At 28.9% G+C, this 24,786-nt stretch carries 18 protein-coding genes and 1 pseudogene; 1 reads left to right on the top strand and 18 read right to left on the bottom strand.

Annotated features, from left to right (window positions below; all coding sequences use genetic code 11):
• Positions 1-137: 137 nt before the first annotated feature.
• From argS to K337_RS0103360, 3 genes are all read right to left on the bottom strand, one after another.
• Positions 138-1,853: an arginine--tRNA ligase gene (argS, locus tag K337_RS0103375; RefSeq protein WP_028855344.1), complete on the bottom strand. Its 1,716-nt coding sequence runs from the start codon at positions 1,851-1,853 to the stop codon at positions 138-140.
• Between the two features lie 949 nt (positions 1,854-2,802).
• On the bottom strand, positions 2,803-4,140 hold the full coding sequence (locus tag K337_RS0103365; RefSeq protein ID WP_028855343.1) for an MFS transporter: 1,338 nt from the start codon (positions 4,138-4,140) through the stop codon (positions 2,803-2,805).
• Between the two features lie 953 nt (positions 4,141-5,093).
• A complete protein-coding gene (locus tag K337_RS0103360) occupies positions 5,094-6,323 on the bottom strand; it encodes a dTDP-glucose 4,6-dehydratase (RefSeq protein WP_028855342.1) in 1,230 nt (409 codons plus the stop codon).
• Positions 6,324-6,693: 370 nt separating this feature from the next.
• On the opposite strand from K337_RS0103360, the pseudogene K337_RS20465 reads away from it, so the two are divergent.
• A pseudogene (locus tag K337_RS20465) lies at positions 6,694-7,153 on the top strand (transposase); the annotation flags it as partial.
• A 203-nt stretch (positions 7,154-7,356) separates the two neighbouring features.
• Here the strand turns inward: K337_RS20465 and K337_RS0103355 are convergent.
• The 15 genes from K337_RS0103355 to ylxM form a co-directional block, all read right to left on the bottom strand.
• Positions 7,357-8,034, bottom strand: coding sequence for a LicD family protein (locus K337_RS0103355; protein ID WP_028855341.1), 678 nt, complete (start codon positions 8,032-8,034; stop codon positions 7,357-7,359).
• 19 nt (positions 8,035-8,053) lie between these two features.
• The gene (locus tag K337_RS0103350; protein ID WP_028855340.1) at positions 8,054-9,076 is read right to left on the bottom strand and encodes a stealth conserved region 3 domain-containing protein; all 1,023 of its coding nucleotides are present in this window, start codon (positions 9,074-9,076) and stop codon (positions 8,054-8,056) included.
• A 17-nt stretch (positions 9,077-9,093) separates the two neighbouring features.
• The gene (locus tag K337_RS0103345; protein WP_028855339.1) at positions 9,094-10,284 is read right to left on the bottom strand and encodes an EpsG family protein; all 1,191 of its coding nucleotides are present in this window, start codon (positions 10,282-10,284) and stop codon (positions 9,094-9,096) included.
• Positions 10,285-10,294: 10 nt separating this feature from the next.
• A complete protein-coding gene (locus K337_RS17565; protein ID WP_051251586.1) occupies positions 10,295-11,014 on the bottom strand; it encodes a LicD family protein in 720 nt (239 codons plus the stop codon).
• 1 nt (position 11,015) lies between these two features.
• Positions 11,016-12,476 (bottom strand): oligosaccharide flippase family protein, encoded by a 1,461-nt coding sequence (locus tag K337_RS0103335; protein ID WP_028855338.1) that lies wholly within the window; start codon positions 12,474-12,476, stop codon positions 11,016-11,018.
• 524 nt (positions 12,477-13,000) lie between these two features.
• The gene (locus tag K337_RS19720) at positions 13,001-13,147 is read right to left on the bottom strand and encodes a hypothetical protein (RefSeq protein WP_156877300.1); all 147 of its coding nucleotides are present in this window, start codon (positions 13,145-13,147) and stop codon (positions 13,001-13,003) included.
• Between the two features lie 72 nt (positions 13,148-13,219).
• Positions 13,220-14,176, bottom strand: a complete 957-nt coding sequence (locus K337_RS0103325) for an ornithine cyclodeaminase family protein (protein WP_028855337.1) — start codon at positions 14,174-14,176, stop codon at positions 13,220-13,222.
• On the bottom strand, positions 14,166-15,986 hold the full coding sequence (locus tag K337_RS0103320) for an aminotransferase class I/II-fold pyridoxal phosphate-dependent enzyme (protein WP_028855336.1): 1,821 nt from the start codon (positions 15,984-15,986) through the stop codon (positions 14,166-14,168). Before K337_RS0103320 ends, K337_RS0103325 begins: the two co-directional genes overlap by 11 nt.
• Positions 15,986-17,164 (bottom strand): DUF1015 family protein, encoded by a 1,179-nt coding sequence (locus K337_RS17560; protein ID WP_051251585.1) that lies wholly within the window; start codon positions 17,162-17,164, stop codon positions 15,986-15,988. The genes K337_RS0103320 and K337_RS17560 overlap by 1 nt, the downstream gene beginning before the upstream one ends.
• Positions 17,165-17,231: 67 nt before the next feature.
• On the bottom strand, positions 17,232-18,044 hold the full coding sequence (locus K337_RS0103310; protein ID WP_028855335.1) for a glycosyltransferase: 813 nt from the start codon (positions 18,042-18,044) through the stop codon (positions 17,232-17,234).
• 48 nt (positions 18,045-18,092) lie between these two features.
• Positions 18,093-19,388 (bottom strand): sugar transferase, encoded by a 1,296-nt coding sequence (locus K337_RS0103305; RefSeq protein ID WP_028855334.1) that lies wholly within the window; start codon positions 19,386-19,388, stop codon positions 18,093-18,095.
• Between the two features lie 542 nt (positions 19,389-19,930).
• Entirely contained in the window at positions 19,931-20,875 is a 945-nt protein-coding gene (locus K337_RS0103300; RefSeq protein ID WP_028855333.1) for a hypothetical protein, read from the bottom strand.
• Positions 20,876-21,987: 1,112 nt separating this feature from the next.
• Entirely contained in the window at positions 21,988-22,251 is a 264-nt protein-coding gene (gene rpsP / locus K337_RS0103295) for a 30S ribosomal protein S16 (protein ID WP_028855332.1), read from the bottom strand.
• Positions 22,252-22,307: 56 nt separating this feature from the next.
• On the bottom strand, positions 22,308-23,645 hold the full coding sequence (gene ffh / locus K337_RS0103290; RefSeq protein ID WP_028855331.1) for a signal recognition particle protein: 1,338 nt from the start codon (positions 23,643-23,645) through the stop codon (positions 22,308-22,310).
• Between the two features lie 10 nt (positions 23,646-23,655).
• On the bottom strand, positions 23,656-23,970 hold the full coding sequence (ylxM, locus tag K337_RS0103285) for a YlxM family DNA-binding protein (protein WP_028855330.1): 315 nt from the start codon (positions 23,968-23,970) through the stop codon (positions 23,656-23,658).
• Positions 23,971-24,786 lie beyond the last annotated feature (816 nt).

Raw genomic sequence — 24,786 nt, 5'->3', positions numbered from 1 at the left:
CTCCCCTAAATTATGGGAGGGAAATCTTTATTTACTAAGAAAGAGATCCCATAGGAATCTCTTTCTTTTAATTTTTTATTAAAGTATTCTTCTCCACTTCTCCTCTCCTAGTCTAGGAGAGGAGTCAGAGGTGAGGTCTACATTCTATCTACTGTTTTCATTCCTAATAATCCTAATCCCTCTTTTAGAGTTTTAGCTGTTCTATCTGCAATCAATAATCTAGAGTATAAAATCTTATCCTCTTGATTTAATATTGGACAAGCATTATAGAACGTATTAAATTTCTTAGCTAGATCAAATAAATAATCTGTGATTAAGTTTGGCTTATATGTTGTAGAAGCTTTTAATACCGCTGCTGGGAATTGATTCATATGCAGTGTCAATGCTTTTTCTGCTTTTTCTATGAATTTAACTTCAGCATTTTCATCTAAGTTTTTAGAAGCTTCTGCTCCTTTTCTAAGGATAGACTGAATTCTTGCATATGTATATTGTAAATAAGGTCCTGTGTTTCCTTCAAAACTTAAGATTTTATCCCATTCAAATATTATTGCACTCTGTCTATTTTGAGAAAGGTCAGCATATTTAACTGCTCCAGTTCCAACTACTTCTGCAATTATTTCTTTTTCTTCTGTAGACAGTGTAGGATTTTTTTCCTCTACAACTTCTAATGCTCTTCTTTTAGCTTCATCTAAAAGTTCTTCTAATTTGATTACATTTCCCTTTCTAGAAGAGAATATACCGTCAGCAAATCTCATTATTCCAAACCAGATATGCTTCTTTTCAATATCCCAATCCATCATCTCAGTTATTGCGAAGAATTGCTTAAAGTGATCCTGTTGTCTTTCATCAGTTACATAAACCAATTTATTTACATCATAGTTTTCTTTTCTGAATTTAACTGTAGCTATATCTGAAGTTGCATATAAGTATGCCCCGTCTCCTTTTTGTACTAAACATGGATTTAATTTTGTTTCCTCAGGGAAAAATACAACTTGGGCTCCTTCAGATTCCACAGCTATCTTCTTTTCCTTTAATTCCTCTATAACTCCTGGCATTATGTCATGGTAGTGAGATTCTCCGAAATATGTATCAAATTCAATATCCAACCTCTTGTATACCTTATTGTATTCATCTAACGATACCTTTATAAACTCCTTCCAAAGTTTATAATTTTCTTCGTCACCTTCATGTAATTTTTTTAACTCCAATCTTGCCTGATCATCTAATTCCTTGTTATGCTCTGACTCCACAGCAAACTTTACATATACCCTCTCTAATTCATCAATAGGAGCTGCCTTATACGCATCCTGATCCAGCCAGTTTCTATATCCAATGATTAATTTTCCAAACTGAGTTCCCCAGTCACCGATATGGTTATCTGCTACTGTGTTATATCCTAAGTGGTTATATATTCTCTTGATAGAATCACCTATGATAGTAGATCTAAGATGACCTATGTGCATTCTTTTGGCAATATTAGGAGAAGAGTAATCTATAATTACATCTCCATGGGTATCTAAAAATGAAAAATCATATTTTTCAGTAGTCATACTATTTATTCTTTTTCCTAAATATTCTTCCTTTAAATATATGTTAATGAATCCAGGTCCTGCGATCTCTAACTTTTCAATGATCTCATTTTCAAAGAATCCCTCTAATAATTTAGTAGCTATGGCTCTTGGATTATTTCCTATTATTTTAGAATTCGTCATAGCAAAATTTGTTTGGAAATCTCCAAATTTATCATTTGTAGCTGGCTGGATATCAACTTCCCTTAGCCCTTCTACCCCTTCAAATGAATTTTCTACCATCTGATTAAATATACCTGCTATCTCTTTTTCAATAAGTAACATATTTTCAACTCCTATTTCTTCCAATTTTATAATTTATTTACTTTATATTTTAACATATTTAATTAGAATTTTGGATTTTTTTTAGTCATATATTTTTTGCCATGGATTTTTAAAATTTATTATCCTATCTACTTTTTATAAAAAAAATTAACTGCTAAAACATAGAACGCAGATTAAATCTAATTAAGAGCTATAATTTTCGCAGATCAAAAATTTCCTTTTTTCTTTTTTGCCACCAATCTACACAAATTAAATCGTTTTACTGTTAAAGCACAGAAGTTTTAAAGACCTTATTTTTGACACAGGGGTTCACTGAGGGGTTATACGAGCATTAAAAACATTTATAACTAGGAAAAATTTAAAATTTATTATTAGAGATTTACCGAGATTTCTCAGTATACTCCATTTTTCTCTGAATATCTCTGGGTCCAAGTTTTTTTATATTCTTTTTCTAGATGTTACCCTACTTCGCAGTAGATATTCTACTAAGTCGTACAACAGAATAAGTTTTCTCAAGATTCTTAGATTATGTAATAATCTCTAGAAGTCTTGGGGATGCCCCTTGCGAGTACGCAGTGTAACGAGGACTGTAGCTATAAAAAGACGTACATTACCTCTGACTTACTAATATAACATCATTTAGAAAAAGTCTGCTTTTCTTTCCTCTATTTCGATTCACGAATATTAAATTTGTTTATACTCAATAAAAAAATTTAAATGTGACACATAAAAAGCAAATAGAGCCGTATCAAAGACGGAAACTTTGGAACCTTGTTTACCCTCTCTCGCCTTCGGCACTCTCCCCCTCCATAGTGGGAAAGAAATAAAATATATTCATAATATATAACTTTTAACCGTAGCTTATAGTCGTTCCAATCCCACTGTAATAATCAAAAAAGAATATAGAGGATAGATTTTAATCTATCCTCTATATTCTTTTTTCTATCCTTTACGCCATCTCTTCTGAAACCTTAAACTCTTCCACTGCATGCACTCTGTTATATTTCTTATAGAAAACTACTATAAGCATAAGTGAAGCAATTATATATATCGTTCCTGTAACATAATAAGCCATTGCATATCCTCCTGGTCTAGAGAATAAAAATTTCATTCCCAATCCACCAGCTATAAATTGAGCCGACCCTTGAATTATAAATATTATTGAACTATAAGCTGGTCTCATCTCTTTAGATACAAACTCCATAGGTAAACTTTGTTGTACCGGTTGAGAAGCATTCATAAATCCTGATCTTAAAAATAATGCCATTCCAATAGCTATTACCTTATAGGCTCCAAACATAGCACCATTTGCTATTACCAGCATAAATGGTATTGATACAAGGGCTAAACCTCCTAAAGCTCCTACCCTTCCAATTCTCTTTACTATCCAAGGTGATACTGCTACAAATATTACCATTGCAAAGTACTGGTATGAAATAAGTGAAGAAGTTGTAGCTCTATCTATTCCCATTCTACTTAAATAAATTGGGAAATATGGTGTTACTAGAGCCGCTCCTAATCTGATCAAGAATCCAAAGGCCAAGAAGAAGATAACATATTTATTAGCAAAATCTTTCCAGTTTGTTTTTACTTTTGTTTTCCCTACATCTGCTGTTACTTTTGTATAATCCTTTTTTTCTTCCTTTAAGATAAAGATAGGAATCATACTAATCAGTGCTACTCCTATAAAGATTAGGAGTACATCACTATGAGCTCCTATATATTGAGTCAATTGCTCAGGACTAAAATTCTTAATATCCTCTGTAAGTTTACTCCCCTCTTCATATGAAAGACCTAATCTAGAAGAAAATCTAGTTGCAATTAATCTTCCACCAACCCAGGTTCCTATTACCATACCTAAAATGTTTGTCCAGATTGTTGTAGAAAAAACCTTTTGTCTCTCTTCATCTGTAGTATAGCAACTTAAAAATGGAGGAAGTATAGCGTCAAACATACATACTCCTATCATCACAAGTCCTGCACATATAAATACAATAGAAACATTATGTATCTTAGTTATCATAAGTATTCCTGCACTTATAATAATTGGTCCTGTAAGAAGGATTTTTTTATATCCAACTTTAGGTATAAAAAATAACAATCCTGCTCCTCCAACAAACCCAATACCCATTATTATAGACATACTAGCCGCTACAGCTTTAGTGCTTTCCGACGCATCTAAAAAAGTTACCATAGTATCCAGTGCTACTCCTGCTAAGATCCCCATAAAAGCGTAAATAACAATAAATAACCACGTGTTCAGTTTTTTTCTCTTTCTCTCCTCCATTTTCTTCCCCCTTGTTAAATTTATTAAAAGTAATTACTTTTTTCACTTATTGACCTAAAAAAAACAAACTTGTACTCTTTCGAATTACTTTATCCGTCTTTATAACAGTATTATATAACATTTTGATAAAATGTCAACAACAAATTAAGTTTTTTTTAAGATTTTTAAGAAAAATACTATATTACCTTTCTCAACGTCAATAGTACCAATAAAAACTATGATAACAATAAATACCAAAAAAAAGTACAAAAATAGATTTTCTCTATTTTTTGTACTTTTTTTAAAATATTTTTGTCACATATTCCTTAGAGTCTTTAAAGTTAACAGGTATAAGGATTATATCTGATAAGAACTCTGATTTCCACTGATAATATACAAATATTAATTTTTATCATACTTAAAGATAAAAATTAAATGTATAACCCTAACCCTTACACGAAGCTCACTAAGAATTCTTTTTTTGAGCCTGACTTTAATCTGACTAAGCCATGACTTCTTTTGCCACTGATCTACACTACTCTTTAAACATCTTACTGTCATAGCACAGAAGTTTTCTTATTTTTGTCACAGGTTACACAGAGGTTATATGATGGGTATATGTGTGTACCAAGATTTAGATCTGTGATTACTAGAGTTTCTTTCGTGTATGTAGATATTCGCGTTCCTATTTGACCCTCTCTCGTCTATCGCCACTCTCTCCCTCATAGGGAGAAAGAAGAAAATCTCTAATTTTCATAAATTTTATTCCCTCTTGGTTTTAACTAAAAATAAATATCCGTGGTTATCAAAGTTTACTCTGTGTATGTGATAACATCAGTGTTCCAATTCTTTAAAATTAGCATTCATTGGCGTCATTCGTGGTTAATTTCTTTTTTACACAGAGATTTTTCTTCGTGTAATTCGTGACTGGCTCTTCAAAAAAAAAGAGTATAGATAATCTATACTCTTTTACTTTATTTATTATACATCTCCTCATAGTATTTGGCATAGTCACCACTGACTACATCATTTACCCATTCTTGATTATCTAAATACCACTTGATAGTTTTTTCTATTCCTACAACAAATGGAGTCTCTGGATAAAAACCTAATTCCTTTACAGTCTTAGTGGGATCGATAGCGTATCTGGCATCATGCCCCAATCTGTCCTGTACATAAGTTATCAGATCATAATTAATATTACTAATATCCGTTTTTACTATATTTTTATATTCATCTTTAATTTTTCTGCTGTCACCTGTCACTTCATCACTAGTCACTAGTCTTTTTATCGTATCAATGGTCATCTTCACAATATTAATATTAGTTTCTTCATTGAATCCACCGATGTTATATGCCTCACCAAGTTTCCCGCCATCTATTACCATATCTATGCCCTTACAGTGGTCCTCTACGTAGAGCCAGTCTCTGACCTGTTTCCCATCTCCATATACCGGAAGTTTTTTCCCTTCCAATATATTTTTAATTATAAGTGGAATTAATTTTTCAGGGAAATGGTAAGGGCCGTAGTTGTTAGAACACCTTGTTACATTTACTGGAAAGTGATAAGTTTCATCATAAGCTCTTACCAGCATATCGGCACCTGTTTTAGAAGTAGCATAGGGTGATCTAGGATCTAGAGGAGTACTTTCAGTAAAGAACTTACTCCCAAAAACTTTAGGCATAGCTTCTCTGCCTTTAAGAACTTCTTTTATCCCATCACTGGTTACATCTAATTGTTGACCTTCCGGGAATTCTCTTTCCAAACTTCCATAAACTTCATCAGTACTTACCTGCAAGAATTTTTTTCCATCCTTATAGATCGGATATCCAAATTCATCCTTTCCGACAGTCCAGTGTTGTTTGGCTATATCCATCAAAGTCTGGGTTCCCAGGATATTCGTTTTTAAAAATATCCCAGGATCTTCGATAGACCTGTCTACATGAGATTCTGCTGCAAAATTTACTACAAAGTCAATATCATTATTCATGAAAATATTTTCAACTAACTCTTTGTTGCAGATATCTCCTTTAACAAAGGTTACCCTTTTATCCTTTATCTCTTCACTGATAGTTCCTAGGTTTCCTGCATAGGTTAAAGCATCTAAAACTATATATTTATTACTATCATTTTGCTTTAATTTGTATTTTAAAAAATTGGCACCTATAAATCCAGCGGCACCTGTTATTAAATATGTTTTCATGGTTAAGTTCTCCTTTTTATAAAAATATGTTTATAATTTCTATCTCTATATTATACCATAAAAAAAAAAGGTGAATACCTTCCTTAAATAAAACTTATCGCACATGGATAAAACTTGATAACAACTAGGATTATCACTAACATTATAGGAATATTAATTTTTTCTATACCTAATAAAAAAATTAAATGTATAAAACCTAAACCTTTACACTAAGCTCACTAAGATTTTTTTCTTTTGCTACTAATTAAACTTTTTTTGTCGCATAACTGAAACTTAGAATTATGAATATAACTCTGTAGTTGAAGCATGAGGGTGCTATGAAATTACAGTGTGTATTCCTGTAGGGAGTATCCAAAAAAGTTTCTAAATAAAATATTGGTTAGAGATTCTTAATGAGCTTAAAAATCCAGGGGTTAAGGATATCCTGATAATGTGCGCAGATAGACTATCTAGAATAAAAGAAAGCATCTCAGTGACATTTTCAGAAATAGAGTATCAAAGATGTATTGTTCATCAAGTTTAAATATGTATCGTATAAAGATAGAAAAGAATATGCGAAAGATCTCAAAGCAATATATACCACTCCTTCTAAAGAAAGAGTTATAAATTAATGGTTGCAATTACAGATAAATGAAATAAATCTTACACTAATTCTATGAAAAGCTGGAATAGAGAACTTAAACACTACTTATAAGCGCCTAAATCATCAAAGAAGTATTTTCTCTTCAGATACTACTCTACTTAAAGCATTGCGCCTGGTAACTCAAATAGCTACTAAAAAATGGGCTTCTCCTCTTAGAAATTGGGGAAAGTTTGTGGTCAATTATTAATAATATATGCTGATACAACCCCAGAATAAAGTAAAAAATATGCCAAGAAACCATTTTTTAAAGGCTTGCTTGACATACTAAAATTTTAAACTTGTACTTGAATTAATGAAAACTCATAAATTTTTATGGTATTAAGAAATTATCATAGGAAGTATTTCTCTATTTGCAGACTTTTCTGGACCTCCTCCACAAAACAGTAATTTTCACTTTAATTTTCCTAATATTTCTATTTTTTTTCGCCTATTATTGTGACACGGTTGCCAATTACTATTCGGTATCATATAATTTTTACCATAACACTCTTTTAGATGTTCATCTGAATTTCTAGGGATTAAAACGTCTAAACCTTTAAATTTAATTTTTTCTAAAGAAAATTTTGTTAGTTTAAGTTCATTCGTTATTAATCCTCCTTTTTGCTTTATTGTTTCATTAAAACTCATATTTTTTTCTGCTTCAAATACATACCCTATAAAGTTTTCTTCTGATTCTAAGAAATAAAATATATCTAAAAAAACTCCATTTAAACTGTATGTTTCTTCCATTACCTTATCCTTTAAAGCTATCCTCCTAACTCTTTTAAACCCATTCGCTAATAATTTTTCACCAATTTTTTCTATCTTATTAGCTTCATATTTCATTCCAAAATCCAAATCATAATCATGCTTTATGAAGTCATTTTCTCTTACTGCCCCTAATAATGTCCCATACTCAAACCAAAGTTGAAAGTTACTTTCTTTCATAATTTCATATATTTTTTTTAAGACATCTTCAGAATTTTTATGAAATCTTGCTGATTTATATTTTAATAAAGGCTTTCTAAATATTTTTTTTATTAAATTAAATAACCCCAATTTACTTATAATATCCTTTATATACTCCATATTATTCTCCTCTTATCCCTTATAATTCATATTGAGAATTTTTAGGGAAAATTTTATCTAGCTCTTCTGTAATGTTCTTTTTTATTAAGTCATATTCTTTAAGGTTAGGATCATCATTTATACATACAAATCTATATTTTTTCAACCCCTCTATGCATTGATCCGCTACTTCTTTTGAAGATACATTATAAGTTTTAAAATCCTTTTCATAATGTGGATTAAATTCTCCCTTTACAAGGTGCCAATATCTATAAATATATTGTGTCAAATCTGTTTTACTTCTAAACTTTTGAGAACTTGTTAGCAATATCTCACCTTTGTATTCTTTAAAAACTTCCTCCAATGTTCTTTTTAAATATGGCTGAGGATGGTGATAGTGTTCAAAGTGATAATATTTTGAAACTATATTAGAGATTTTGTTTTTTAGTATATTTTTAAAGCCATACTCTTTAAAAACATACTTTTCTTTGTTCTGTTCCACTTGTTCTTTCTTATTAAAAAACTTATTGATTAGATCTATATTATTATTAATTGCATCAACCCATAAAGAATTTGAAATAAATTTTTTATAGAGCTTCCCTCTTCTAGGAACCCCTTGGAGTAGAAAGTCTACTGGTAAATTATTTTTAAAAAACCTTTCTTGAGAAGTTTTCTTTAAAATTAACATATCATCATTAAAATATATAAACTTGTCAGCAAGATCTTTAATTCCTAGAAAGTTTAATTCAATAGCACTTGAATTAAACACTGGTAGGTGTTTCTTCTCATAAAACATTTCTTTATGTGTTACAAAATTAATTTGGGGATGATTTACATTTAACCACTCTGGTTTATGACCTGAAGTAACAAAATGTATCTTCCTTACCCATGGAATACATTTATCGATCCCTCTAAAAACATACTTCAAGGTTCCAAAATCTCTAAATCTTGATTTACTATTTGAGGTATCTATTTTTTGAGGGCTATATTTTAAAAATTCTCTATACCACTTAGGGTCATTCCCATCAACCCATATTATTATCACATCAATTTCTTCATTCATTTGTTCCCTCCAAACTTTTACTTTATTATAAATTCATTTATTTTAATATTATTATTAAATACCATTATTATATTGTAATAACATTTTTTTATCCAACTCTCTAAAATACTTTCCCGCATCATGTATAATGTCAATGAAAATAAAATTATTGATACTAATAAATAAAAAATCATATATTCATATTTACATTTAGTTTTTTTATTCTCTATTAAATACTCATCAACCATGACTAAAACAGTTAATATTCTTGGTAGAAACGAAAATCTAAAAAATAAATTATTAACCACGTGAAATATACTTCCAAATACCCATAACCCCTTTGCATATGGTCTTAGTTTAGATTTTCCTTTAAATAAAAATAAATATAATAAATTAAAATATCCTACTAAATTATATGTATAACTATAAATCTTTGCATTTATTGCCTTCTCATATCCTATTCCATAGCTACCTAATGTATACGTATAGATCGATCGATCAAATTTTGAAGGAATAGGTAAAAATTGTAGTAAAGTATATAATAGTTTAGGAGTTAATAAATAAAATAAAGGTGAGATACAGAATAACACATCGATCATTTTTTTTATTTTTTTATTTCCTAAAAATGAGCATAAAAAAACATATACTATTGATGAATAATGAGTCGTAAAAGCAAAAATAGAAATTATTATAGCTTTATTTTTTTTATTTTCATACACTCTTATATAGATAGAATATAAAATAATTCCTAACGACAATGGCATTCGAACTTTTGTTATTATATCTCTTGGTATCAAATTCGTAAAGAGTAATAAAAATAAAAACAGAAACTCAATTATTTTAATTTTAGATTTAGATTTAACTTCAACTAATTTATTAAATATTTTAAAACTACTTCCATAAATTACTATTAATGCTAAAAACGGCATTAATTCTTTACTAAACCAAAATCGATTTTTTAAATAGATTGTTAGAGGTAGAAAAAAATCTTTTCTATTAAAAATGTCTACCCATTGATCTATTATTAGAGTTTCATACTCAATATAAATTCTACTTAAATCGTCAAATGTTGTAGGAATATACAGATATGCTAAAATTCCTAATGAAAATATGAATTTTTTTTTTATTTCTTTATTCACTAAGCTTTCTAAAAATATTAATGGGAAAAATAACAGTGGACATAAAATAGTCCCTAGGATTAAAATAACTTCTTCTATTTTTATTCTCATTTATACACCTTCATTTTATATTTAATTTAATTTTTCCTATTTTTTTATTTAATGTCTTTCTATTTTGTTTTTTAGCTTCATAATTATCATCAGGTTTTATATATCCTGAACCATAATGTTCCTCTAAGTGTTGCTCTGCATTTGAGGGAATATAACATTGGACCCCTTTAAAGTTAATTTTTTCCAATTCGAACAAGGAAAATGTTAACTCTCTGACAATTAATCCTCCTAATTTTTTTTCTGTCTCGTCCCAAGTTAAATTATCTTTTCTTGTAAAACCGTGTGTCAAATATTTACCTTCATGCTCTCTATAAAAAAATATATCAAAATCGACACCTTTATATCTATATGTTTCTTCTGCCCCATACTTTCCATTGTCTATTTCTAGATCAGCAACTTTTTTAAATCCTTGATTTTCTAAAGCTATTTGTAACTCTTCCCCTTTATTAGATAATAAAGTAGAAACATCGATATCTAAATCATGGGAAATAAAGTCTTTTTCTCTTACATAACCCAGTAACGTTCCATAATCTAACCAACATTTTAATCCCACTTCATCAAATGCATTGTATAATTTTCTAAGGATTTCTTCACCATTTTTTTTGAAATTTTTATTTAAATTATTTTCAAAACATTTAGAAAATAATACTAAATATATTTTTTTCCCTAAATTTGATATTCCTAATTTAAAACATATTTTTTTAAATTTACTTTTTAATTCAATTAGCATATTATCTCCTTTTAAATTTTCTATTAATTATCTTTATTATTTCTAAAAACGATTTATCTTTTGCCATTAATAATCCTATAGTATATATCACTATACAAACTATAATCGAAAAAATTATTGTTAATATATATTGAAATGAAAATTGTTTTATAAAGTAAATAGTTGGTATAAAAGCAAAACTTATAACTACATATGTTCTTATTGCTTTATATCTATTTAAACTTATTTTTAGCTTTTTAATTATATAAGAATAATATAAAGATATACAAAATATTTCAGCTATTATTGTTGTTAAAATAGCCGTTGAAGAATTTAAATTTTCAAACCTTATTAAACTGAATTTTAAAATTACATTTAATATCCCTGAGATTACCAAAAACTTAAATATTATTTTTTCTTTTTTATGCAAAAATAATATTTGACCATTTAGTATTCCTGCCGCTCCTGCAACTACAAGCCTAAATCCAAAATATTTAATTGACAAATCCGCTTCCAAATATTGAGTTCCTCCAAAGAATAATATTATTTCCTTGCTCAATCCTATTATACCTATAGACATCGGTATTACTAATAATGATAAAAATTCAATTAATTTATTTAGTAACTTATAATATTTTTCTTTTTCATTTGCTAAATAATATGAAAGCCTAGGCACACTTACTGATACCATTGTCATTACTATTGTATAGCTTATCCCCATAACTTTTTGTCCTATTGAATAATATGCAACTTCATTTTTAGTAGAATAAAACCCTAACATTATTTTATCAAATTGTGTATACAATACATTTGCATTAATCATTAAAACTATTACTAGCAATAATTTAAAGTGATACTTTAAATTAGAGATTTTCACATCTTTAACTCTATAAGAAATATTATTTTTAAATATATATATATAACTAACTATATAATTTAACATTTCATTGATAACTATTAAACTTAAATATAATTGCTTAGAATTTTTATCTTTTATTAATAAAACTATAAGAATTATGTAGATTAATCTTATTATGATAGTTTTTATAGCTATAAATTTAAAGTTTTCATATGCTCTATTCACCCATTCTATATTGAATAAATTAGAAATTATTAATCCACCTAAAATTAAAAATAACCCATAGGTTTCTTTCTCTCTAAATTGTATATATACATATACATAATAGGTTGCTGTGCATAATAATGTCATTAGTATTTTAATAGAATAAATCTCTGAAAATACTAAATTACTTTGTTTTTTATTATCTTTCACTTTACTTAATTCTCTTAACCCATAAGTTAATGTTCCAAATGTTGCTATTATTAAAAAATATTTTGCTAATGAATAAGTAAATTCTACTTCTCCTATACTTTCAGGACCTAATTTTTTAAAAATAAATGGAGTTATTAAAATAGGAACTACCAAGTTCATTATATTTAACAACATGCTATATATAAAATTTTTTGTAATACTCTTTTTCATAATTTGTCCTTTTGCTTATTTTTTATGATTTTAATTATTAAAAATTCATCTCTATTTTGACAGCTTTAAAATCTTTTAATAAAATTTTCTTTTTTATAAAATGATACTTTTTTATAAAAAACACCCCTATAGTCAGAGCCATATAAATATATTAAAATTTTGTCTGTAGTCGGACCTAATACTTCTACATTGTAAAATTTATATTTTTTCAGAGGAAAAATATTAGTTTATTTAAAGATATGCTTTTCTTGATATCTTTCAAAGTATCTTATGTCATCTTCTTCACACCATGTTTCTAAATGTAAAGTTTTTTTAACCTAATTATATTTCTAATATTTCATACAAATTTGTAGCACAGTAAACGAGAGTATTTTCTCTCAAAAATGAATATTTGTAATTTGAACTTTTTGGATCAGAAGAGTACTTCTTCTGATCCTTATTACATTTTGAATTCTTATAATTTTATAAATAGATATCTCAAAATACTATAGATTTTTAAAATCTCTGCCATTAAACCAAGTTTTCTAAATAATTTTATTACAATTTTCTCCATATTTTTCATTTAGATACTTAATTAACTCTTCTTTTGTTTTAATACCTGAATTTTGTGGATACAATCCCTCTTTATTATTGGGATTTATCTTATTGTTAATTAAATATTCTTTTCCCATATTATCTTGTGCCCAATTAACAACATTATTTATGTTTAGACTATCTACACACCTTAAAATTCTACTATAATTCTAAACATAATATTCTTCATTATAATCTGCGATATCTATATATACTCCTTTTTTCTCTATTAAAGCTTTCTTATATATCAGTTTAGCTACAGCTATATCATCTATTGCCATTCCTATATTATAAGCAATTATTTTTTCTGCATCGCTTTCTCTCCCTTTTTTATATCCTGCTACTACTTCTCCTAGTTCTGCAGTCAAGTTTGGAATAAAATGTTTTGTATGTCCATAATCGTCTGTATAAACTTTATCAAAATAAGGATCACATTCTTGCCATCCTCTTGCATGAATAGGAATAGCTAACACTCCATCTTGTAGCCATTCCTTTTTCACAAAGGGTTTACCTGCATAAGTAACACTAGTTATTACTACCTTACTAGCTTTTATAACAGACTCTAAATCTTCGTAAACATTAAATTCAAAATCATAGCCTTCAAATCTCTTCATAAATCTATTGTGAGCATCTTTATATGCTAGGATATTAATTTTCTTTAAATCAGGAAAAATTTCTTTTATACAAATTAAAGAAGCCATAGCTGTATTTCCTAATCCAATTATAGATATAGAATCAAAGCCTTTTTGGGCTAATTTCTCCATAGTTATAGCTGCTATAGCACCTGTTCTTATTGAAGTCAACCATGTCGCATCCATAATTGAAAGTAGCTTCCCTGTCTTCTCATCATTTAGTAATAGTGTACCAAATATTCCTGGAGTATTTTCACTTTTATCAAATCTTTCTATTAACTTTAACCCTAAATATTCATCTTTTATTCCACCTGGCATAGCTGTATAAAATTGTCCTTCTCGAGGTCTTAAAGTGATTTTAGGCTCTAAATAAACCTCATTATTTGCATGCTTTACTACTGTGCTTTTAATCTCATCTATTATATTTTTTATAGACAATTTCATTTCTTTTATATCACTATAACTTAAAACTAAAGATTTATTTTTATCTTTCACTTTTAAATTCAACCCCTTTTAGTTTTTCTAAAAGATAATCATTATCACTTTTATCCCTTACAGCTAACCTGATATATTTTTCCCCTTCAATTCCTATCTTTCCCGTTAAATCTTTTATATATAGATCGTCATCATTCAATAATTTAGTTGCAAGTTGCGTTGCTGTAAAATCATTAGTTAATTCACACAAGAAATAATTAGCTTTTGATGGAACTACATTTAAAAAACTTATATTTTGTAATTCGCCATAAAATCTATCTCTCTCATTCGCAATTTGGTGACAAGCCTTTAAATATACTTTTGAATACTTCCCAAATATTTGCAAAAAATACTCTCCAAATGAGTTAATATTCCAAATAGATACTTCTTTTTTTACCTTATCCATTATATTTTTATTAGCTGTTGCCAGTATTCCCAGCCTTGATCCAGGTACTCCATAGCTTTTACTGATACTTTTAATAACTATTAAATTTTTATACCTATTCATTAATTCATTATCAATAGCTGAGTACATCTCCTCTTTCCCTGCAAAATCTACAAATGATTCATCTAGAATTAAGTATTGACCTGTTTCTTCAAAAGAGTCTAAGATTTTAATGATATCTTCTTTTCTTAAAAAGTGTCCACTTGGATTATCTGGATTTATAAGGATTAATGCTTTTATTGTTTTAGAAAACTCGATTAATTCATCAGAAGAATATTTAAATTCATTATTTTTAGGTATAAACTGTTCCACTCTATCGTAGCCTATCCTTTCAGGATATTCATTAAATGTAGGGAATATAACTCCAAATTTCCCTTCGATCTCATTAGTTATTATTTTTATCAATTCTGCGGCTCCATTTCCTACAATTATATTTTTAGGATTACAAGCAAACATCTTTCCTGCTAATAAATTTTGAACCCCTTGACCAGAAGGATACTCAGATAATAATGTATCAAAGTTATATTTAAATTCATCTAACATCTCTTTGTTAGGAAAATAAGGATTTACTAAATAACAAAAATCTTTTACTCTTGGAAATCTCCAGTAACCTCCATATCTTTTTTGAAATTTCTCTAATTTTTCTTCTCCCTTGGCAAATATAGCACCAGCTATATCTAAATCTTGAGCATCATCAATCTCGTACCATTTTTCTTCAGTTAATATGTGTGCTTTAAAATCTACTTCTGTCAACTGGGATATTACTCTTAAAACTTGCTCATAATATTCATTATTTCCTAAGGTTTTTATATATGCTTCCAAAAATGGAACATACGTATTTTCAGAAAACTCTTTGGAAAACTTATAAATATTTACAGTTTTATAATACTCTTTTGTTGCTGCCCAATCAAAGTTTACTCCTGGAATAAAACTTACAATTTCTCGCTTTTTATTTAACACTGTTACAGTTCCGTCCATCCATCTTTCAAATTTTGATACAACAGCACTATTTTTGTCGTTACTTTCAATTAAATCCCTTAATATTTTCTCGTCGAATATTAAATCACTTTCAATTAATATTGTGTCATCTTCAATTAGCTTATCTTTTGCAAGCCACAATGAATAGATATTATTTGTTTTATTATAGACATCATTTTCAACATATTCTATTTCCATTTCTTTATAGTTTGACCCCAGGTACTTCTTTACATTCTCACCTTTATATCCTATAACCATAATTGTTTTTCTAACGCCGCAGTTATATAATTTTTCTAAAGCTAGATCTATTAATCTATTTCCATTAACTTCTACCATACACTTAGTGTTATCGTTAGTATATTCACCCAGTCTATTTCCCATTCCTGCTGCTAATATCAGTCCTTGCATTATTCTTCACCCTCTTTGTATTTATGAATTATTATTCCTGATGCTATTTTAGGTTCAAACCATGTAGATTTTGGAGGCATTATCTTATTTTGGTCAGCTATTTGAAAAAACTCTTCTTTTCCTGTAGGGTAAAGAAAAAATGCAACTCCATTTTCTTTATCTGCTTCTTTCACTAATTTCTCTTTGTGCCCTAAACCACCAAAAAACTTTATTCTTTTATCTCTTGTTGGATTTTTTATATCAAATATTGGATCTAATACATAATTTTGAAGTATTGATACATCTAATTTCTCTTCTACTTCTTTTAAGCTTTCTCTTATACCTTTTCTTAAGTTAAATAAATTCCAAGTTTTATTCACATATATTACAAAATCATTCTTAGATCTACATAAAATTTCTGATTTTGATGTTTTTATCAACTCAAAATCCTTTTCAATCTCTTCAAAAATATCGTCTAAGTTTCTCCCATTAAAATCGACTACTAATCTATTATAATCCAATACTTCTATTTGATCTTCTGAAAAAACTACTGCCAGAAAATTACTATCTACACTATATTTGCTTTTCGAATAAGATCTATGATGTCCGTCAGCTATATAAAATGTCTCTATTTTTTTAAATTCTTTTTGAATTTGCTCTATTTCCTCTTTTTTAGAGATTTTCCATATTTTTTTCTCTATATTCCCCATTATCACTGTATGAATTAAGTTAGAATCCTTTGAATATCTGAATAATAGTTCATCTATTTTACCTTGTTTCTTAAATGTTAAAAATACAGGTGCTGTTTCACTATTAAAGTTTTTCAAATTTTTTACCATATCTGTAATTTTTTCATCTCTTGTTAATTCATGGGTTTTTATATTACCATTTAAATAGTCTCTGACAAGAACCTTCCCAAGAATCCCTCTATATTCTTTTTTAGTTATTAAATCTCCATACGAATATATATAGTAACTATCTTCAAGATCTTTGACTAAAAAATCATTATAATAAATATCTTTTTCTCTATCTAAAAGTTCTATATGATCTGACATTTTTCCATTTACAGTTCCTAATCTAACTAATTTCTCTTTTTCTAATATTTTCAGTTTATTCAAAGAACTATGATTTAAATGAACTAACTTATTAAGATTCTCATTTTTTAATCTATACCCCTTAAATGGTTTAAGCTTTGGCATACTCCACCTCAATTTTTTATTTGATTTTAATATATTATTATTTACTTTTCGTTATATCCTAATACATTTACCTCAATAACTCTAAATAAATTATTTTCCTTATTCTATTTGGAACTATTTTCCCTAAATTCCTTATTATTATATTTCTAATATACTCACTTAGATTAATTAAATTTATTTTAAAAAATTCTTTTTGTAAACTACACTCAGCTCTTACATATTTCCAACCACCACGTCTTTCATACGTTTCTATTGATGATCTAAAATATAATAACACATCTCCTAAATTTTCTATTTTACTATTATTCATATACATTCTAGCCCATAAATAATAGTCTTCAAATAAATTTATTTCTTTATAACTCCCTACAGCTAAAACTTCTGATTTTCTAAATACTACAGTTGGATGATTTATCGGATTCCTAAATTTTATATATTTATCTATATTTTTAATTGGTGCTTTTTTTTCTGCCAATATATTATCTTTAGTTCCTTCAAATTCCAATAAAGAGCTTCCGAGCACTCCCAATTCTTTATTTTTGCTTATATAAGGGATTTGCTTTTCAAACCTTTCAGGAAAAGCTATATCATCAGTATCCATTCTAGCCACTATCTCATATGAGCATTTTTTTAAACCTATATTTAATGCATTTCCTAACCCCATATTTTTTTTTAAAGATACAATTTTTAAAATCCCTTTATATTTTTCTTTATATTTATTTATTAATTCGTAAAGTTCCTTTGTAAGAGGGCCGTCTTGAACTAATACTATCTCATTTGGTTTTAATATTTGTTCTGTATAGATGCTTTCCAAAGCTAACTTCATATATTCAGCTTTTTCATTTTTATATACCGACATCAAAACTGAAAATTTTTCCATATTTCCTCCATTCTTTTATACATTTTTTGTACGTCTTGTGAAGGCAGACTACCTTCCTCTTCCAAACAACACCGTCTTCACCGTTTTAAAAAATATCCCTAAATCTAGAACAAAGTTTTGATATTTTATATAGTAAAGATCAAACTCCAGCTTTCTCAGCGAATCTTCTACAGTAGCCCCATAGGGATACATTACCTGTGCCCATCCTGTTAATCCAGGTTGTACACTATGTCTCAAATTATAAAACGGGATTGTTTTTTCCAGCTCCTCCACATAAACTACACTTTCTGGTCTTGGTCCTACAAAAGACATATCTCCTCGAAATACATTTAACAACTGTGGTAACTCATCTAATCTAGTTTTCCTTAAAAAATTACCTAATTTCGTAACCCTAGGATCTCCTATAGTTGTCCAACTTTCCTTTTCCGGATCAAAACCTACCGCTGCCCAGTGTTCCTTAGTTATCATACTTCGAAGCTTATACATCTTAAAAGGTTCGTTCCCTAATCCTACCCTCATCTGACAAAATAATAGGGGCCCAGACTCTTTTTTATCTATTAGCCCTATTATCTTTAACAAGATAGCAGTTATCACCATTATTGGAAAAGCTGGGATAGCTATTAAAGTTGCTACTACTATATCAAATAATCTTTTAACCCTTCTTTGAAGACTGTTATGAAGGATGTTAAAACCAACACTATAAATCAACCATTTTTCATCGATCTTAGTAACATCAATTTTCCCCTCGGTTTCTTCATTAAACTGCCAGTAGGTCTGTATCTTTATCCCTTTTAATTTAAGATCCAACAGTAAATTTTGGTAATCTCTTAGAATAGATTTTTCTGTTATTATTATCATATCTATTTTTTTTTCAAAGACAATTTCTTTTAAATTCTCTATATTTTCACTACAGCACTTTCCTACATAAACATACCTATCAGATTTAACAATACTTTTTTTTATTTTATTAGTTAGTTTATTTTCTCCCGTCAAAAGAACATTTATTCTACTTTTATTTAAACTCGCCAATAAACATTTAACTAAATTCGCTACTATTATCATCACAATAAATACAGTGAATTCTTTTTTACTTCCTGTAAAAACATAGTTTATTCCACCTAAAATAAAATTTATTGCTACTGAATATACTATATCTTTTTTTGTGATCTTCCCATTACTAAAATCTAAGTAACCTACAAGATAATAGGATAACCCCATAATTAAAAACATAATATAAAAAGCTAAATTATCTGATCTATGAAATACTCTGAATAACTTATAATAAGTTAGATATATAATTGTAAAAAATATAATTCTTGTAAGTGTGTTTTTATTATGTCTCATTTCTCTCCTTTTTACTATCTTTTCTAATCTACCCAAGTAGATCTTTATCTCAACACTTCATTAAAAAGTGAAATATTTCCTATATATTTTACCATATTTTTACCACATTTAATAGCAAACAGGAATCTTCGCTCCTCACAGACATCCGTGATTATTGTAGTTCTTTCCGTGTATGCGGAGTATCCGTGTTCTATTCCCTTTGAATTCAAAGATACATTGATAAAACCTGATTAATAGCTAGGACCTTTACTGATTAAAACTTAAAATCCAAACTTTCGTCACAAATTACACGAATAATATACAAGTAGTAAATTATCCTATCGCTATTCCACAGAAGTCTTTTTCTTTTTGACACAGAGTTTCTCTGAGATAACACGAGAGGTTCACAGAGATTTTTTTCGTATTAATTTGTGTCATTCGTGACTATTTCTTTCTCTGTGTTCTCTTTTTTTCCCTCACTGTATCTCCGTGTCCAAGATTTATTTTTTCTTGGTTATAATCCGCATTTCTCTGCGTAATCTGCGACAAAAAAGTATCTCTCTTTAGTTCTTCAAATCTATATTTGCAAAGAACTCCTTCATAAAGGCTAAAAAGATCCCTAAGAACAACCCCAATATAAGCCCTATAGCTACTATCATCTTAGCTTTACTTTTCTCTTCTATTTTATAGATAGATGATATTTTCTCAACCTGTTGATCTAAGTTCTTATTTTCTTTTACCCCTTTTATTCCTATAGCTTGCTCATAATACTTACTATATAATTCCTTATTACTATTCATTTCTTGGATCAAGGTCGGATTGGTAATTGTCAAAATAGACATCACATTCTGGTTTTCCAATATTGAAACCGATTGATTCTTTATTATCTCTGCTATCTTCTTTTCATCACCTTTAACTCTTTCACCATATAGATCTCTTTTCTGTAAAACTAAAGACTCTTCCTCTGCTATTGCATCTTTTATAAGTGTTACTTTTTTTAGATTTATAATACTTAGGTACAACCCGACCATTTTTTTACTGAGCACCTCATCTTTTATTGTTGTATTCAATGTATAGTATTTAATTTTTTTATTTTCTGTTATTCCCTTCAATTCAATGGAATCATTTAAAAATTTTCTTCTCTCATCTGAAGTAGTTTTTTCATTTTTCATTTTCTCCAAATAATATTCATTAAAATCCTCATTAGCATAAAATTTATCTACCATACCATCATCTAACAACATCTCTTCCACATTAAAACTTTTTATTTTTAACTGTGCTTTCTTTCCATAGTAACTATCAGCTAAAGTTTTCAATATAAAATTCTGTCCAAATCTATTTATCTTATTAGATCTAATATACAGAGCACCTCCTATACTAAAAGCTGTAATTATTATAGTCGTTAATAATATTAATCCCTTATTTTTTATCAATATCTTCAGCAGATCTACTAAGTTTATCTCATCCTCATAACCTCTTCCTTCCTGCTTTAAAATTTCTTTACTCATCTCTCTCCTCCAATCAATCTTTTCCTTCCATTATATCATAATTTCAATAGATTCTATCTTATATTTTACCTTTTATAAACAAAAAATCAAAGTTTAATATTATACGGTTTAATCGTATAACCATACTATCATAAAACACTGCTTTTTTTAAGTTATTTTTAAGTTATATGTGTTTTATCCCCTCCAATAGATCTATAGGTGCACAGATTACAAACCCAATCTCATCACTAAGATCACAAAGGGTAGGTCAGAAAGCACACTAAGAAATCTTTTTTTCTTGGTTTTAACCAAAAACAATAAAATCCTGTTTATTCATAGCTTCTATCCGTGTATGTAATAACATCCGCGTGCTATCTTTTTCTCTTTTTTTAGGAACACAGAGTTTCTCTGAGATAAGATGAGAGTTTCACAGAGATTTTTTTCGTATCAATTTGTGTCATTCGCGACCATTTCTTTTTCCGTGCTCTCTTTTCCCTCTGTATATCTCCGTGTCCAAGGTTAGGTCTTTGATCACTGTGTATGAATTTATAGATTTTACCCTTTGAACGCCTAATCTCTATCGAGATACACTAAAAATTTCTAATTTACACAGGTCTTAAAGCTTCTATTTCTTGGTTAGAACCTGCTGCCTTTACCACTGACTAGGTTCTGACTTTGAAATCTTGAGTACATTCCTTTTTCTAGATGTGATCCTACTTCTCAAAATATCTCTTGCGAGTTTCGTCGAACCCTCCATGCCCGTCAGGCACCCCACTAAGAAATGGGTATCCATGGTCTCACTTATTAACATTATTTAGAAAAAGTGAGCTTTTTCTCAAAATTCTTAGATTATGTAATAATCTCTAGATATTTTGGTGATGACCCTTGCGGTTACTTTCTCGTTTCAATTCATGAGTATTAAATTTGTTTATACTCAATAAAGAAATAAATTTAAATGTGACTCACGAAAAGAAACATAGCCGTATCAAAGGCGGAAACTTTGGATTTTTCTTTTTATCGTAGATTACAGAGATTATATTTTTTCTGTTTAATTCCCAACTAAAACATATCTATAATTATTTTTCTAAAAAAAAGAACCCTTTCGGGTTCTTTTTAAATTTTATAAAATAAAATTAGTTTTTCTTTGATTCTTCAAACTTAGCCCAGATTCCAGCTTTAGTTAATAAAGATTTAACAGTTCTCGTAGGTTGAGCTCCGTTTCCTAATAATCTTAAGATTTCTTCCTCTTTTAATACTACTTTAGAATCTTCTAATGGATAGTAGTTACCTAAGTAAGCTATTGCCTTTCCATCTCTTTTTTGTAATGCTTCCATTGCTACTACTCTGTAAACAGGTCTCTTCTTGCTTCCTAATCTAGTTAATCTAATCTTTAACATAATTATTTCTCCTTTTCTCATTTTAATTTATTTAATAATTTATTATAATTTGTGTTTTAAAACGGTAATTTGAACCCTTTACCCATCTTAGGCATTCCAGGCATCCCTTTACCACCGCTGAACATCTTCATCATACCCTTCATTTGTTCAAATTGCTTTAACATCTTATTTATGTCATGAACTTGGGTAGCAGATCCTCTAGCTATTCTTTTCTTTCTACTGGCATTTATAACTTTTGGTTTTCTTCTTTCTTCTACAGTCATAGACTGAATAATTGCTTCTGTTTTTTTCATCTCTTTTTCAGCTGGTGCTAGATCTCCTAGATCTCCTACTCCTGGTAACATCTTCAAGATATTTCCAATAGGTCCCATTTTCTTTATATTTTGTAATTGCTTTAGAAAATCTTCTAAATCAAATTCTTGCTTTCTTAATTTTTCTTCTAGTAACTTAGCTTCATCTTCATCTATGGCACCTTGAGCTCTTTCAACCAAGGAAACCACATCTCCCATTCCTAGGATTCTAGATACTAATCTTTCAGGATGAAATAATTCGATATCCTCTAGCTTTTCTCCTACACCAATAAATTTAATCGGCTTTCCAACTACTGCTTTGATTGATAGCGCAGATCCACCTCTGGTGTCTCCATCTAACTTTGTTAATACTACACCATCTATACTTAAAGTTTCGTTGAAACTGCTTGCTAAATTAACTGCATCTTGACCAATCATTGCATCTACTACTAATAGTATTTCTTGAGGTCTGACTTTTTTTCTTATCTGATTTAACTCTTCCATAAGACCTTCATCTATATGGAGTCTTCCTGCTGTATCCAGGATTATATAAGTTGCTTCTTCGGCTCTGGCTTTTTTTACACCAGCTTGACAAATACCTACAGCGTCTTTACTTCCTTCTTCGTAATATACAGGTACACCAATCTGGTCTCCTAAAACTTGAAGTTGTTTCATAGCTGCCGGTCTATATACGTCTGCCCCTACTAAAAACGGTTTCTCTCCATTTTTTTTCAAATATTTTGCTAACTTAGCTGCAAAGGTAGTTTTACCTGCTCCCTGCAATCCAGCTAACATGATTATTGTCGGACCTCTGTGAGCCTTAGTTAATCTCGCATTTGTCCCACCTAATAGTTCTGTTAATTCATCATTTACGATTTTTATAAATTGCTGTCCAGGATTGATACCACTAAGTGTATTTTCTCCTACAGCTTTTTCCTTTATTTTATTTACAAAGTCCTTTACTACACGGTAGTTAACATCAGCTTCTAATAATGACAACCTTACTTCTTTTAAGGCAGCCTTTATATTATCCTCTGTTAATTTTCCATGTCCCCTTACCTTTTTAAATATTCCTTGGAATTTATTTCCTAAATTATCTAACATAGAACACCTCTTATATATCAAAACTTGCTATTAAGCTGTCTAACTTTGCTTCACTATAATTTGCCTTTAGTTCTTTCAAACTCTGTCTTATTTCTTTTTCTCTCTTTAGGAACCCTATTTTTTCTTCATACCCTTTCAGAATTTTAATTCCCCTCTTGATGTTATCATAGACTGCTTGTCTGCTGATACCGTGAGATTTTGCAATCTCAGAAAGAGAATAATCATCTTCAAAGTGCTCTTCCATATAGGTTCTCTGTTTATCACTTAAAAGGTTCCCGTAGTAACCTAAAAGTATCGAAATTTCTAAAAATTCATTTAATTCCATAATTTACCCCTGTATTATAATATATCTCCACCATTATGTCAAGTGTTTTTTCTTTACATTAAAAGTATTATATCAAATTTTCACTTCCATCTCAACTTTTAATTTTTTGATAAAACTAGATTATCACTTTTTTGCCACCAATTTACACAAATCTATAGAACTTTACTGCCACAACATAGGAGCCTTGGTAAATAATATCTTTGACACAGACTAAAATCTGACTTTGAATTTGACTCCTAATCCATAGAACGCGAATCTCTATCGAAATACACAGAAAACTCTCTAATTTTCACAGATTGAGAAAGCCCCTCAACACAGAGACGCAGAGAACACTGAGATTCCCAGAGTTTTTTGTCGCAGATTTGAAAAATTTTACTGCCATAACAAAGAAGTTTTATTTTTTGACACAGATTTCTATGGATTAAAAACCTAAGATATACGACTATAAAAATTAAATGTATCACAGATAAAAGCTTTTTTGGGGTTAGAACCAGAGGTTATTGCTTCGTCTTTCATGTTTAGTCAACATTTATAAATTAATATTCAATAAGTTTAATTTTAATACTCGTTGAAAACACACTAACGAGGAAGCTTAAGAATCTTTTGACTTTAAATCGAAGTTTATAGTCGTTGCGCTTCAGCCCGCTGTTTCTACAATGACGATCGTGTCTTACAATGCAAAGACCATTATAAACCTTCTTGAACTTTTTCGTTAATTTTTCTTTCAAGAGAAAAAGTAACTCGTATCAAAGACGGAAACTTTGGAACTTTTTTTGTCACAGATTTTATTTTTTTAAGTTTATCTGTGACCAAAAG

This window comes from Psychrilyobacter atlanticus DSM 19335 (genome assembly GCF_000426625.1).
Classification (GTDB): domain Bacteria; phylum Fusobacteriota; class Fusobacteriia; order Fusobacteriales; family Fusobacteriaceae; genus Psychrilyobacter; species Psychrilyobacter atlanticus.
This window is presented reverse-complemented; position numbering and strand designations above follow the sequence as displayed.

Bases quoted from the DNA above. Each gene is read 5' to 3' on its own strand.
- K337_RS17565 (WP_051251586.1), bottom strand. From the start codon at position 11,014: ATGCTAATTGAATTAAAAAGTAAATTTAAAAAAATATGTTTTAAATTA.
- K337_RS0103310 (WP_028855335.1), bottom strand. From the start codon at position 18,044: ATGGAAAAATTTTCAGTTTTGATGTCGGTATATAAAAATGAAAAAGCT.
- K337_RS0103345 (WP_028855339.1), bottom strand. From the start codon at position 10,284: ATGAGAATAAAAATAGAAGAAGTTATTTTAATCCTAGGGACTATTTTA.
- K337_RS0103350 (WP_028855340.1), bottom strand. From the start codon at position 9,076: ATGAATGAAGAAATTGATGTGATAATAATATGGGTTGATGGGAATGAC.
- K337_RS0103360 (WP_028855342.1), bottom strand. From the start codon at position 6,323: ATGAAAACATATTTAATAACAGGTGCCGCTGGATTTATAGGTGCCAAT.
- ffh (WP_028855331.1), bottom strand. From the start codon at position 23,645: ATGTTAGATAATTTAGGAAATAAATTCCAAGGAATATTTAAAAAGGTA.
- K337_RS0103300 (WP_028855333.1), bottom strand. From the start codon at position 20,875: ATGAGTAAAGAAATTTTAAAGCAGGAAGGAAGAGGTTATGAGGATGAG.
- K337_RS0103320 (WP_028855336.1), bottom strand. From the start codon at position 15,986: ATGCAAGGACTGATATTAGCAGCAGGAATGGGAAATAGACTGGGTGAA.
- K337_RS0103335 (WP_028855338.1), bottom strand. From the start codon at position 12,476: ATGAAAAAGAGTATTACAAAAAATTTTATATATAGCATGTTGTTAAAT.
- ylxM (WP_028855330.1), bottom strand. From the start codon at position 23,970: ATGGAATTAAATGAATTTTTAGAAATTTCGATACTTTTAGGTTACTAC.
- argS (WP_028855344.1), bottom strand. From the start codon at position 1,853: ATGTTACTTATTGAAAAAGAGATAGCAGGTATATTTAATCAGATGGTA.
- K337_RS0103355 (WP_028855341.1), bottom strand. From the start codon at position 8,034: ATGGAGTATATAAAGGATATTATAAGTAAATTGGGGTTATTTAATTTA.
- rpsP (WP_028855332.1), bottom strand. From the start codon at position 22,251: ATGTTAAAGATTAGATTAACTAGATTAGGAAGCAAGAAGAGACCTGTT.
- K337_RS17560 (WP_051251585.1), bottom strand. From the start codon at position 17,164: ATGCCAAAGCTTAAACCATTTAAGGGGTATAGATTAAAAAATGAGAAT.
- K337_RS0103305 (WP_028855334.1), bottom strand. From the start codon at position 19,388: ATGAGACATAATAAAAACACACTTACAAGAATTATATTTTTTACAATT.
- K337_RS19720 (WP_156877300.1), bottom strand. From the start codon at position 13,147: ATGGGAAAAGAATATTTAATTAACAATAAGATAAATCCCAATAATAAA.
- K337_RS0103365 (WP_028855343.1), bottom strand. From the start codon at position 4,140: ATGGAGGAGAGAAAGAGAAAAAAACTGAACACGTGGTTATTTATTGTT.